The organism is Acidiplasma sp. MBA-1 (genome assembly GCF_000949015.1).
Taxonomy (GTDB): domain Archaea; phylum Thermoplasmatota; class Thermoplasmata; order Thermoplasmatales; family Thermoplasmataceae; genus Acidiplasma; species Acidiplasma aeolicum.
The window spans coordinates 174,162-187,876 of sequence record NZ_JYHS01000001.1 but is presented as its reverse complement, the minus strand read 5'-3'; the positions used below and the strand labels follow the sequence as shown (position 1 = coordinate 187,876).

The following is a 13,715-nucleotide window of genomic DNA, read 5'->3' as shown; positions in this document are numbered from 1 at the left end:
TCACCTTATATACAAAACAAACAGGCCTGCATAAACAAGATTTATAATGGATATGGGAAGCAGGTATTTCCAGCCGAGATTTACGAATTTATCAACCCTGATTCTTGGCAGGGACACCCATGCCAGGAATGCTATTAAAACAAGTATTATTGTTTTTATAAACAGGTATATAAACCCTAAATCAGAACTTGCCGGCCCATTATATGCACCCAGGTATAAAATTGAAACAAAGAATGAACCAAGGTAAACCATGCCAAAAAGACCTATATAAAATAGACCGAATCTCATTCCAGAATACTCTGTTGTGTATCCTGTTATTAATTCACTATCACTTTCGGCCAGATCAAATGGTGTAAATGATGCCCTGGCCACCATCGATATGTAAAATATGAGAAGGCCGAGGGGGTCAATAATTCCATATGGTATTACCTGATTTTCAACTATACCTGCAAGACTCAGGCTGTTATATGTCTGTGCCCCTGTTATAAACGACCTGGATGATATCATTATTATGGCCAGTGCACTTATTAGCATTGGAACCTCAAATGAAACATCCTTTGCAACCCCCCTTAAGGCACCAAGCAATGCATAATTACTCTTTGTGCTTATTCCGGCAAGGATTTCTCCAATGGGCAGCAGTGATAAAACTCCAAATAAAAGTACTAGTGTAACATCAGAATGTGTTATTGTAAGCGACCCAAAGTAGGCAAGACTTCCATATGGGATTATAACAAATGATACCATGGTTGTCATCATTATAATTAAGGGCGCGAGCCTGTAGGCCAGATCGTCCCTGTTTGCTGGAAGTATTGATTCCTTGCCAATAAGTTTAAACGCATCGGCAACAACCTGCAGCAGACCATATTTTCCAACCCTGTTTGGTCCTATCCTCAGCTGTATTCTTGCCATGTATTTTCTGAATACATATATTAGGGCCATAAATGAAATTCCAACAAATATTAAGATGAATATTGTTTCAAGCAAATATGCTATACCGTAGGAAACTCCAGGCCCAAGAAACGAAAACCAGTCATGAATTCTAATTAATAGATTCATCTGTCAATCTCACCTATTACAGTATCTATTGATCCTATGATCACAATCAAATCTGCTATCATTAAGCCCCTTGCCATTACAGGTACTACTGATATATTCTTAAATGCCGGGCTCCTGACGTGAACACGGTAAGGTTTTACTGTATTATCCCCCCTTACATAAACACCAAATTCACCATTGTCGGATTCAACCCTTGAAAAGACCTCTCCATCACCCTTAACCCTTAGCATCAATGATTTTTTTGCCTTATTATTAAAATATGGCCCATCCGGTATCTTATCAAGGCACTGATCTATAATTCTGATGGACTGCCTCATCTCCTCAATTTTCAGCACAAACCTTCCAATGTTATCCTTCCTGTGCGATATGGGCACATCAAAGTTTACCTTATCATAGAATAGATAAGGTGCATCCTTTCTAACATCGTATGCAATGCCTGACCCCCTTAAAAGTGGGCCGGTAACACCGTAATCCAGTGCCACATCAGGTTCGAGGATTCCTATTCCATCATTCCTCTGCCAGAATATTTCACTGTGTATAAACATGTTATATATGTCCTCAAGCCTCTTTTTGAAATTTTTCGAAAATTCCCTGATGTCATTTATAATTTTTTCATTAAAGTCCTGGTAAACACCGCCAATGCTTATGTAATTTACCTCCTGCCTTCCACCGGAGGCCTCCACAAATATTTTCTGGATTTTTTCCCTTTCTGCAAAGCAGTGAAAGAATGGGGTTAGCATGCCCATATCAAGGCCAAAAGCACCAAGTCCAACAAGCCTGGCTGCAAGCCTGTTTAATTCGGCCATAATCATTCTAATCCATTGTGCCCTTTCCGGTGCCTCTATGCCTGTTAATTTTTCAACCGCAGTTACATATCCAAGCTCCATATTCATTGCGTCCAGATAATCCATTCTATCGAAATATATGATATTGTTAGCATAAATATTAAGCTCACAGATCTTTTCTGCATTGCGGTGCAGAAATCCTATGGTTATATCAACATCCTCTATGATTTCCTCATTTAATTTAACCCTGAATCTTAATATTCCATGTATTGAGGGGTGCACGGGGCCAAGGTTTAATACAGTATATCTTGACATTACCAGCCCTCCCTTTCATCAAAGCTTACATGCTCATTTCCCTCAGAATCCATGCTTACATACTGAACCTTCTTTAAATCATAATCCTTTCTTAACGGATGGCCTACCCACTCATCTGGAAGTAGTATGCGTCTTAGGTTTTCATGTCCCTCAAATATTATTCCCATAAGATCATACTGTTCGCGTTCATCCCAGTCTGCTGCCTTCCATAAACCAACAAGTGATGGTACCTTTGAATCGTAGGTTAATACCTTGACACCAAGGTACTCATTTTTATCGAAATTATGTAAATGATAAATAACCTCCAGATGATCTTTCATATCAACGCCGGTTATTGATGAGAGATAATATCCCTGTGATTTAAACTCTGTCATTGCCTCTATTAAATCCTTCTTATCCAGGGTGATTACCCTCATTCCTCCCTTATCCTTTTCATCAGCAATTATATTATACATAAAATCACCTGTCCGTTTCGCCCCTTATTTTTTTCTGAAGTGTTATTATTCCGTATGTTAAGGCCTGTGGAGAGGGTGGGCAGCCGGGTACATAAACATCCACCGGAATAACCTTATCAACACCGAGGACAACTGAATAACCATCGACGTATGGCCCGCCCTGAATAACGCATACACCCATTGCTATGACATATTTTGGATAGGGCATTTCCTCATATATCCTTCTGACCCTTGGTGCCATTCTTTTTGTTGTTGTACCTGCAACTATCATTAAATCTGACTGCCTTGGAGAATTCCTGAATATTTCACTGCCGAACCTCGATATGTCCAGATCTGCAGCCTGGGTGGCCATCATTTCTATGGCGCAGCACGCCAGCCCCATGGTCAGGGGCCAGAGCGAGTTGGATCTGCCCCATTCAAGGGCCTTTTCCAGTGTTGTTGTTTTAACTCCCAGGTCTCCGGTCTTCATCTCATCCACCTCATATATCCACGTCTAAAGGCATAGTATACAGCAAATAATGGCATGGCTATAAATATAATTGTCTCTATGAACGAAAATAGGCCAAGTGAGTAAAAATCAAATGCCCAGGGAAGCAATAAAAGCATATCTATATCGAAGAGAACAAATAATAAGACTATTACATAATACTGCACTGTTATATTTCCAGCAGGATATTCCTTTGCAACCTCACCGCTCTCAAATGGATGCAGGTATGAATCGTCCTTTGCCGGTGGATTGTTTTCTATCGCCAGGTTTTCCATAATATCCTTTCTTTTAAGGCTTATCTTCCATGGCCTGTACCTGTTCTGTGAAATTGATGGCAGGATTTTAAATAGCAAATAAAGGGAAAGGCCAACCAAAATTATTGTAATCATTAATGCAATGTAACCCGTTAACATTAAGTGTATATTTTTTATCTATATATAATAATGTCGTTAGTAAGAAAACTAAAGGTTCCACAATAAACAAATGTAAAAATTTTTTATACTTTATTTGATATTTGTTATACAAAAACTGTAATTTTAATCAAAAAAGTACATTTCATAAAATCGTATTACGAATTATTTTTAATATTTTCGAATATTTTTATTGCGTCTCTGGCATCAAATGACGACTTAGTTTTATTCTTTAATAAATATATTAGATTTTTCTCTGTTATTTCCTGTGTTCTCATCAATTCTATAATTATCTCCCTTAATCTGCCGGCATCCAGAGGTTTTAATTCTTCGGCATTTGCCAGAATTTTTAATGGATACTTCCCTGATACGTATAATTCAAGAGCCTTTTCAACAGAATCACGACCCCATTTGTTTTCATTTGCCATGGTAAATATCTCCATCAGTTCATCTCCTGATAATTTCTTATTGTATTTTTTTTCATATTCAGGTAATTTTTGAAGTATAATCCTTGAAATTATTTTTGGTTCGTTTAATACTTTAATATAATCCTTGAAATCCCCATAAAGATTATTATTTATTATTCCCATGGCCTCTGTTTGTGAGAAACCATAATTATTTTTTAAATTGTTTAATGCGTCCTCCATGGATTCGGGAACAAGCCCTTCAAGGCTATTAAGCCGTTTTAGTGGTATTTCTATTAAGCCAATATCCGTCTCAGGGTACATTCTCTCACCACCTGAGAGTGGCCTTAAAAACCTTGTTTCACCATCCTCAGTTGCTGCCCTTGTTTCTGCAAGATTCATTGACATTAAATTTTTCAGCCTTTCATCAAGCTCAGATTTAAAGGCGGTTATAATTTCAGGGTCCGTAATTACCATTATGATGGCATCATTATTTTCAATGCCCATAAAATTGTTAATATTATTTACATCATTATCGGTGAGACCGTATCCGGGAAGTTCATCACTGTGCATCATTCCACCAATACCCATATTTTTTGCGACATCTGCAAGCTCTCTACCAAGCCGGTAATTTCCATTCTTAAGAAGGCCACGGGCATTGTTTATTTTAGCACAGAAAACCTTTTTATTTTTATTTAGCCCTGCTTTAATGATTTTTGAATCTGTATCTTTTAAAATGTGTGTAATATCCATAAAATCTGTGATTTCTGTTCCACCCCTTGCCTTTATTATACCGGATATGTCTGCCAGTGATTTTTGTCTTTGAATTTCATATTTAATTGTGTCCTTTATCAGGGATAGTTTGGAAACTCCCTTTATCTCAACACGGCCGTAGCCCATTGAAAAATTAACATCCTGCCTGATGGAGTCAACCTCTCCCCTGAATTTTCCGGTGGACATGACTATAAATCCTATCTTTCTTGCAGTTTCAATTGCATGGTTTTCATCCTTAATATCTGGCTCTGTGGAGATTTCTATTAATGGAATTCCAAGGCGATCCAGAGAATAAAACGCATTTTTACCGCTTTCAGATATTTTTCTGGATGCATCCTCCTCTAGTGTAACAGTTGAAATTCTTACCCTTCCCTGGGATGTTTCTACATATCCATTTAACCCTACAATCCCTGTGCGCTGGAAACCTGATGTGTTTGACCCATCTATAACTATTTTTCTCATAAAGGAAACATAATCAACAATTTTACAGTGAAGGGCCATTGATACTATAATTGCCGTATTTATATTAGAATCATCCGGCATATGCGGTGGCTCCTCATCAGCATCAACCAAACATGAATTGGTGCTGGTATAGTAATTGAAATCCCGGTTTCGTATATTCTCATATCTTGCCGCACGATCAATATGGCCCATCTCACTCATTGTTGGTGTCATTTTTCTTTTAAAAAGATAATTAGATTTTTCTCCTTCAGTGCTGCAGCTACAGAAAAGTTTAACGCCCTTTAATTGAAAATGTATCTCCAAACCTATTTTCATTATTACCACTCCAGAATTCTTCTGCTGTTCAACTCACCACGCAGATTTGATTTCATTAACTTTACAAGGTTATCGGGGTAATTTGCAAGGAGGAACATTGCCTTAACCATGGCAGTTTCAGGTAGCATGTCCCCAAGTGGAATTACACCGGCATCCAGAAGATATCTACCTGTGGAGTAAACATTCAGATTAACTGAACCATAAAGGCACTGCGATGTCATAAAAAAATATGTATCCTTGGAAAGCCTTTTAATCGCATTGATAATATTGTCTGAAACATGGCCAAGGCCAGTACCCATAATTATAACTGCCTTTTTGTTTGCTGCAATATTAATAAAGTCCTCCTCTGGCATTCCGGGATAAAAATAAATAATTGATACAGAATCATCCATTTTATCATTTAATATATTTTCATCCTGTCTTTTCATGGCATTATTATTCACGCTGACCCTGCCATCAGTGTATGTTGCAAGAGGCCTGATGCCTATGGACTGAAATGCATCCCTTCTGCTTGTATGCATTTTTCTGGCCCTTACACCCCTGTGAAATGACACAGTGCCATCCGACGTGTCAGAATGCATCACAATTCCGACCTCGCCAATGTCTGATTTTGTAAAATTTATTGATGCCTCTATATTTATAAATGCATCACTGCTTGGCCTGTCGGAGCTCCTCTGGCTGCCAGTAAGTATTATTGGCCCTGTTAATTTTTCAAACATAAAGGATAAGGCAGAGGCTGTATGCTGCATTGTGTCAGTTCCATGGAATATTACAACACCAGCATTTTTATTTAAAACGTCCCTGGCCCTTCTTGCATACTCAATCCAGTATTTTGAATTTACATTTTCACTTAATATATTTGCGACATTTATCTGTTTAACATTAAATTCAGATATATTATTAACAAAATTATATATATACGATATATCCCTAACAGGCTTAACCGCACCTGTCCTGTAATCGACGGAGCTGCCGATGGTTCCACCGGTGGTTAATATGTAAACCTCATTTTTACCATTTATTTTGATTTCCCTTATATTATCCTGTGCAACGTAATTATTTTCATATTCCCTTAAAATTTTGATGTTTTCATTTAGGGCGCTGATATTATAACCATTTGATAGCTTTATTGTGGTAATTTTTCCATCATTTTTTATGAATATACCACTGTATGAATCACCCTTATATTCAAAATCAATTTTTTCCCCTGTTTTCATTTGTTGCCTATTGTTAAAATATATAAAAACTTTATAATTATTAATATTAAGAATTTACATAAAACCATGGCCTTTCATAATTTCCCTAGCAATTATTAGTTTTTGTATTTCATTTGTGCCCTCATATATCTGGGTTATCTTTGCATCCCTGAGATGCCTTTCAGCATTAAAATCAGTGGTATAACCGTATCCACCAAAGAGCTGCAATGACCTTTCTGCAACATACATGGCAGTATCAGATGCATACATTTTTGCTATTGATGATGCCTCAATTGAATTCTGCTTTTTATCATATTTATCAGCTGCATCATAAATTAAAAGCTCTGATGCTTTTATTCTTGATTCCATTTCCGCAATGGTAAACTGTATACCCTCAAAGTTAATTATTTTATTTCCAAACTGTCTTCTGGTATTAATATATTCAAGTGCCTCATCAAACGCTGATTTGGCTATTCCCAGTGCCTGGGCCGCCACACCAACCCTTCCAGCGTCCAGGGTCTCCATTATAACCCTAAAACCATCATTATATTTCCCCACAATGTTTGAGGAATCCACAAATACATTATTAAAATTCAGTTCAACGGTGCTTGACCCCCTGATTCCAAGCTTGTGTATATCCCTGCTTATTTCAAGACCTGGTGTATTTGCATCAACCACAAATGTTGTTATGCCCTTATGCTTTAATGCTCTATCCGTGCTTGTATCAACCACAAAAAACTTTGCCGTTCTGCCATTTGAAATAAATGTCTTTGTTCCGTTTATTACATAGCCATCACCTGATTTTTCCGCCCTTGTGGTTATCGATGCGGCGTCACTACCGGCACCGGGTTCTGTGATTGCGAGGCCTCCAATTTCACCTGAAGCCACCCTTGTTAGGTATCTTTGCTTTAAGTCCTCGCTTCCAAACATTATAACCGGCTCGGCAAATAGTGTTAATGTCCCATCAAGTATTAATGCAGTGCTTGGACATGCATATGAGATTTCCTCAATAATTTTCATTAAAACTGAGAATCGAAGGCCGTTACCACCATATTTTTCTGGTATATAAAGTGCAAAGAGGCCCATATCCCTCATGGCCTGAATAATATCCTCGGGGACATAAGCCTTCTCATCTATTTCCCGTGCCCGGGGTTTAATCTTTGATTCTGCAAGCTCATGAACAACATTTATTATCTGATTTTCTGTCTCATTAAACATAATAGTGAATGGTATTAATTAATAATATTTTTCGCAATGAAATAAAATTATAAGGAGATTTTAGATTTGGTGCTGTGTATAACATAGCATTAAATATATCAAATAAGAATGTTTTAATCTTTGGTGCCGGCAGAATTGCTGAAAGAAAAATAAAAACAATAATAGATGAAAATTGCAAAATAACAGTTATAAGCGTTAATGCAACAGAATACATAAAGGCTTTGGCCACCAATGGTAAAATAAGGTTAATGCTCAGAAATGGCAGTATAAATGATGTTAGTAAAAAATATTTTATTATTTTTGCAGCAACATCAAATAAAGAACTAAATAATGAAATATGTAAAACGGCAGATTCCATGAATATACTCTGCGATAATGTGTCCAATCATAATACATCAAACTTTATTTCTTCTGCAAGTATGAAAATAAGCGGCATTAGCATTTCAATAAATACCGGCGGTGTAAATCCATCCCTGGCAAAAATTTTGAAAGGGGAGCTTTACAATGATATCATGGATGGAAAAAATGAATTTGTTAAACACATAAAATATTTATTAGATAATTAATTAATGAATTATGAAATACCTTGGCACAAAAAAAGTATATGAGAATATTAATGAAATAATTAATCCTGAGCATACAGCAATTGTTCTCTGGGACCTGCAAAATGGTCTTGTTGAGAATGTTTTCAACAAAGATGAGCTGATAGGTAATATAAAATCTCTTATTGCAGAGGCACGCAAAAAGAATATTAAGCTAATTTATACTAAAATAACACCACTTCCATTTGAATACATGCCCGCACCAGGAATTTATTCCTATATGAAAAGGTTTCATATAGATGACCCATCCAAACTGCCGGTTTTTATGAAACCAGGATCCAGAGAGGCTGAAATTTACAGTGACTTTGAGCCCTCTGATAGGGACTTCGTGCTAAATAAAAATACTGCAAGCATATTTATTGGCACAAACATCGATAATATGCTTAAGGCCGCAAAAATAGAGACCTTGATTTTTACAGGCATTGCAACAGAAATAGGCGTGGAATCAAGTGTTAGGGACTCTCTAAATCTCGGTTATTATACCGTTGTTGCATCTGATTCTTGTTCATCGGCAAACAGGGAGGGGCATGAGGCAGCCCTGAAATCCATGGGAAGTGTTGCCATAATTGAAACAACAAAAAATATAATCTCAACATTAGAAAAGTTATAATATTATTTTTGTTTTATATTTTTATGGATATTAAAAAATATATAAAAATTAAGAATGACATAGAGACTATTGTAGGTATAATTATTGGTATTATATTTGGCGCAAGATTTATCTCCTTTTTAAGCGCATATGTTTTACATTATACATCAATGAATTTATCATCCGGTGCAGGTATATATGCGCCATTAATTGCCATCATTACTGGTATAATAATATTCTTTGGTATAAGAACCCTTGCCTATTTATTATCATCTATGTTCCTGGGCATGGGCATAGGAATAGCCTTCTATGATTTAACAGGAATAGACATACTGCATAAAATTGCTGTGGTATTAGCCTATTTACCATTTGTACATTAAATATTTATCAAATGATAATTACCATAATCAAAATGATATATACAGTATTTTTATAATAATTTGGTTCCCAATTTTTATAAATTTGATATGAAAACAAAAATCATAAAGATAATATATGGAAATAATGATACACAAAAGAATGTTTTCGATTATGCATAAAAGGCTTGATCATAAATTTATACAGCTCCTGCAGAGGTTTAATGATTCACATGATTATGGCCCCATAATAGATTACTTTAGGGATAATCTGGAAAGCATTAAAAAATATTATAATAAAAATATTGCAGATATATTGTATAATTATTTGAAATTTAATGATATACCGGAAGAATTAAGAAATTTAATATATTCTGTTGACCCGGAAAATAAAATTTTTGACACCATAAAATTAAAAGGTTTTATAAAAAATGATGATTTCAACAGTTTTATAGATTATCTAGGTTCAAAAAGGGAATTGATTAATGATGATTACATAGCATCACTTTTAAATAATTTCCTGGATAAACGGCCAGAGTTTGACCGTGTATATTACCTTATATACTTTGGTAAATACAGCGCTGATCTAATTAATGAATACCTTCAAAAGTTTTATAATTATGATGATTTCAGGAAACTTGTGGATCTTATCATTGAATTATATGGTAAGGATTATGCCATGGATGCAATTAATAATTGCATTTCCATCAATAATGATATAAGGTGTATGTATTTGCTTGGTGATCTGCTTCTTGAAACTGGCCAGAAGGAAAAATTAATACCGCTTGTAAATAAAATTATATCGCTTAACCCAAAAAAACCAAATATGAGGATAGCAAGGTACCTGTTCTACACAGGCAATTACAAGCAAAGTATAGATTACATGATATTATCAGATAACACCAATCAGATGCTGGCAGATGCCTATTATTATTCAGGGAATTATGAAAATGCACTTATAATATATAAAAATATATACTATAATATTAATAAAAATGTTATAAACAGAATTATTGAAATAGAGTATAAAATAGGCGATTATGCATCCACGCTTACATATATAAATTATAATAAAAATAACCTAAGCAGAGAACAGCTTATATATAAAATAAATTCAGAAATAAACCTATTAATGTTTTTCGAGGCCGAGGATGATATTAAAGAGTATCAAAAACAGTACGGAACAGACAATGACATATTGAAACAGATGCTAATTTATTACCGTAAAAACGGCGACATTGACCTTGAGTTTGAAACTGCATTAAACTTGGTTAAAAATAATTCTGCTGATGATTTTGTATACAGGACAATACTTAACTATTATTATAAAAATGGTGAGAATGAAAAAATTATAAATTTTATGGAAAAACAAAATATAATGGAAAGGTATCCTGAATATTATATTCCGGCGTTAATATACACCAATAAGTTTGATGCCGGGCTTGCACAAATAAATAAAAACCCTTCAATACTGGGTAATGGCAAGGTCATTGATACAATCTTTTTATTTAGCAGGAATAACAGGTTTTTGGAATTTTTTGAAAAGTATAAGTATGATTATGAACTGCTTTCTTTAATAATTGATTTTTTAAAGGGCAGGAAAATAAAGGACCCATTTAGTTACATAAAGTCTGTAATAAATTCAGGGTCAATTTCGTGTGCCTATATTATATCATTGATTACAATAAATTTTGAAAAACATTCAATACCAAAAAAAATAAATGATATGCTGGACATGGACAAATTTAGGGATATAAAAATTTTAATTGAGAACATCATGGATATCTATTCTGGAATTATTGATACTGCTGAGCATGATTCCAAATATTTTATATACCCTGTTACGGAAACATTAATAAGATCAGGGAGGATGGATCAGGCCCTTTCTTTGCTTGGAAGCATGGATGGATTCGATAATGATCCGTTCATAAATTATTTCATGGCACTTATTAAATATTATAAAAAGGAGTATTCAGATGCAAAACGTTACATTAATTATGCCATAGAAAAGCTTGACAATGAAAAATTTATGGCTGTGAAATTTTTAATATACTTAATAGATAAAAATTCAGATATGGTAGATATAGCCAATACAATTTCTGATAAAGATATGTCATGTGTTTATCAGTATGTTTATGATATGATACTTCAGGCAAACATTGTTCCTAATGAGGATATTTATGCTAGACTTAAAAACCTGAATATTGATGATATAAATTTGCTTAGAATAAAGAGATATTTTGCAAATAATTTTAAAGACAGAATTCAATATTCTGCATTAATTCTAAAAAATGGATTAAATGTAAGCGATGTGATCAAGCACTATTATATAATTTATGAGGAAAATCCTGATAACGCAGCCAGATTTTTATTAAAAACAGGTCTTGTAAATTATAAAATTTATTCAATTTTGGGTGATTATTATTTCTCAAAAAAAATGTATAATGAGGCCATATTTAATTATCTTATGGCCTATATAAGAAAACCTGAAGCGAACTTAATTAACCTTAAAACGCTGCTTGAATCCGTAGATATTTATGGCAATTCAATTGATTACCTGAAATCAATTGGTAATTATTTCCTTTTATCTGTTTTATATATTGTAAAGGGTGATTTAATACCCCTCGGTGATCTACTAGTGGAAAAGAAATTAAGAAGAATTTATTCATTTGCAATTTTAAAGGATTTTGATTCTCCTGTAATTATGAATGCCCTTAAGGACGTTTTCAATGAAACACATGATAATGTTATTGGTGAGCTGATTGCCGATGGTTTTATACATAATGAAAATTATGATGAGGCTGAAAAAACACTCAAGATTGTTTATTATTACAACAGAAATAGCCAGGCCATTCTTTTAAAGCTTGCACATGCAGAGTATCTAAATAATAATGAGGAGGAATCCATGTACCTTTTAAAATCAGGTTTCAGAAGGTTTAAATCCATTTATTTATTTAATTTATTAATAGATTTTTATTATTCAATCAGGAATTATGAAGGTATATTAAACATAAGCAAAAAATTCCAGAATCTTATAAATTCAAATAATATTAAATATATTTTATATTCATATGCGAGACTTTTTATGTATAATGATTTATATTTAATGGAAACAAAGTACCAAGGCATGATAAACCATGAGGTAAAATCTGAATTAAAAAATAGAAAAATAGCCTCATTGAAATTTAAAAACGTTATAGAATACGCAAAATTAATTCTGAAAAAAGAATATGATAATAATAAAATAATTGACAGAGAGCTTGCAACATCAATTATTCCGGAATATTTCATAAATGAGGTTTATGATTTTCTGGAATCCAGGGAACCGTACACATTCATAGATAAATATAAGTATAACCAGATGTCAATAGAAGTATTAAGGGCGATTCGTAATATGGGCATTAAAAATATACATGAGATTAAGATATATCACATAAATCATATTTTAAATGATGTTATAAAATCAAAAAATTTTTATATATTTCTTAATTGGGCCATGAATAATGAAATAAATATTAATATTTCAAAGGCCGCCCTTGCAATGTATAAAGACCTGGAAAATAAACCAGGATCAATTATGGATATTGTATCCAGATTTAATATAGGCGTTCTTGATGCCATAAATATACTGGATTCGGTTAACAGAGAGATTAAAAATGATGTATAATAGATTTAATGAAAGAAATGATATATTTATTGCGGTACTAGTATTAACGCTGGCATTTACAATGTTTTTAACAGGTGGAATATACCATATTAACGTGGCATTTCTGCCAATTTTTGCCCTTGCCGGATTTAGTGTAACAGTTACTGCATTTCTGCTTCATGAGCTTGCACACAGGACTGTTGCAAGAAGGCTAGGCGCTGTTGCATTTTTTAAATTATGGAATCTCGGAATAATTCTTGCGCTTATAACCTCATTATTTGGCTTCATCATAGCAGCCCCAGGTGCTGTTGAATTTGCCGGACTTTATGATTCTGAAAGCGAGGGAAAAATAGCCGCAGCAGGACCGGGAACAAATATTGCTCTGGGAGCGTTATTTTACCTTATATATATCTTTATAAGCACCGGCATAGCTGGTTTTATATTATATTATGTTGCACTTCTTAATTTCTGGTTCGCGCTCTTCAACCTAATACCTGTTCCCCCACTTGATGGGAGCAAGGTATTTTACTGGAACAGCAAAGTTTTTGCATTCCTGTTCATACTTTCACTGGTCCTAAATGTGGTTGATGGCTTTATACCATCATTATTCGGGCTTTAACCGTTATCAGTCTTTTATATGGTACA

General features: G+C 34.2%; 13 protein-coding genes. 5 read left to right on the top strand and 8 right to left on the bottom strand.

The window, feature by feature from the left end:
• From TZ01_RS00925 to TZ01_RS00890, 8 genes are all read right to left on the bottom strand, one after another.
• On the bottom strand, positions 1 to 1,056 hold the full coding sequence (locus tag TZ01_RS00925) for an NADH-quinone oxidoreductase subunit H (protein ID WP_048100934.1): 1,056 nt from the start codon (positions 1,054 to 1,056) through the stop codon (positions 1 to 3).
• On the bottom strand, positions 1,053 to 2,156 hold the full coding sequence (locus tag TZ01_RS00920; protein WP_048100933.1) for an NADH-quinone oxidoreductase subunit D: 1,104 nt from the start codon (positions 2,154 to 2,156) through the stop codon (positions 1,053 to 1,055). The genes TZ01_RS00925 and TZ01_RS00920 overlap by 4 nt, the downstream gene beginning before the upstream one ends.
• Positions 2,156 to 2,611 (bottom strand): NADH-quinone oxidoreductase subunit C, encoded by a 456-nt coding sequence (locus TZ01_RS00915; protein ID WP_048100932.1) that lies wholly within the window; start codon positions 2,609 to 2,611, stop codon positions 2,156 to 2,158. Before TZ01_RS00915 ends, TZ01_RS00920 begins: the two co-directional genes overlap by 1 nt.
• Before the next feature lie 4 nt (positions 2,612 to 2,615).
• Positions 2,616 to 3,080: an NADH-quinone oxidoreductase subunit B gene (locus tag TZ01_RS00910; RefSeq protein ID WP_048100931.1), complete on the bottom strand. Its 465-nt coding sequence runs from the start codon at positions 3,078 to 3,080 to the stop codon at positions 2,616 to 2,618.
• A complete protein-coding gene (gene ndhC, locus TZ01_RS00905; protein ID WP_061950506.1) occupies positions 3,077 to 3,511 on the bottom strand; it encodes an NADH-quinone oxidoreductase subunit A in 435 nt (144 codons plus the stop codon). Before ndhC ends, TZ01_RS00910 begins: the two co-directional genes overlap by 4 nt.
• Before the next feature lie 155 nt (positions 3,512 to 3,666).
• Positions 3,667 to 5,463 (bottom strand): Glu-tRNA(Gln) amidotransferase subunit GatE, encoded by a 1,797-nt coding sequence (gene gatE / locus TZ01_RS00900; protein WP_048100929.1) that lies wholly within the window; start codon positions 5,461 to 5,463, stop codon positions 3,667 to 3,669.
• A 2-nt stretch (positions 5,464 to 5,465) separates the two neighbouring features.
• Positions 5,466 to 6,680, bottom strand: a complete 1,215-nt coding sequence (gene gatD / locus TZ01_RS00895) for a Glu-tRNA(Gln) amidotransferase subunit GatD (RefSeq protein WP_048100928.1) — start codon at positions 6,678 to 6,680, stop codon at positions 5,466 to 5,468.
• A gap of 54 nt (positions 6,681 to 6,734) precedes the next feature.
• Complete coding sequence (locus tag TZ01_RS00890) at positions 6,735 to 7,877, bottom strand: acyl-CoA dehydrogenase family protein (protein WP_048100927.1); 1,143 nt, start codon at positions 7,875 to 7,877, stop codon at positions 6,735 to 6,737.
• Positions 7,878 to 7,951: 74 nt separating this feature from the next.
• On the opposite strand from TZ01_RS00890, the gene TZ01_RS00885 reads away from it, so the two are divergent.
• The 5 genes from TZ01_RS00885 to TZ01_RS00865 all read left to right on the top strand — a co-directional run bounded on the left by TZ01_RS00885 (position 7,952) and on the right by TZ01_RS00865 (position 13,689).
• Positions 7,952 to 8,443 carry a bifunctional precorrin-2 dehydrogenase/sirohydrochlorin ferrochelatase gene (locus TZ01_RS00885; RefSeq protein ID WP_048100926.1) on the top strand — a complete coding sequence of 164 codons (492 nt, stop codon included), beginning with the start codon at positions 7,952 to 7,954 and terminating at the stop codon, positions 8,441 to 8,443.
• Positions 8,444 to 8,453: 10 nt separating this feature from the next.
• Positions 8,454 to 9,089: an isochorismatase family cysteine hydrolase gene (locus TZ01_RS00880; protein ID WP_048100925.1), complete on the top strand. Its 636-nt coding sequence runs from the start codon at positions 8,454 to 8,456 to the stop codon at positions 9,087 to 9,089.
• A 23-nt stretch (positions 9,090 to 9,112) separates the two neighbouring features.
• Complete coding sequence (locus TZ01_RS00875; RefSeq protein ID WP_048100924.1) at positions 9,113 to 9,448, top strand: hypothetical protein; 336 nt, start codon at positions 9,113 to 9,115, stop codon at positions 9,446 to 9,448.
• Between the two features lie 139 nt (positions 9,449 to 9,587).
• The gene (locus tag TZ01_RS00870; protein WP_156150267.1) at positions 9,588 to 13,091 is read left to right on the top strand and encodes a lipopolysaccharide assembly protein LapB; all 3,504 of its coding nucleotides are present in this window, start codon (positions 9,588 to 9,590) and stop codon (positions 13,089 to 13,091) included.
• Entirely contained in the window at positions 13,081 to 13,689 is a 609-nt protein-coding gene (locus tag TZ01_RS00865; RefSeq protein ID WP_052656656.1) for a peptidase, read from the top strand. Before TZ01_RS00870 ends, TZ01_RS00865 begins: the two co-directional genes overlap by 11 nt.
• Positions 13,690 to 13,715: the final 26 nt, after the last annotated feature.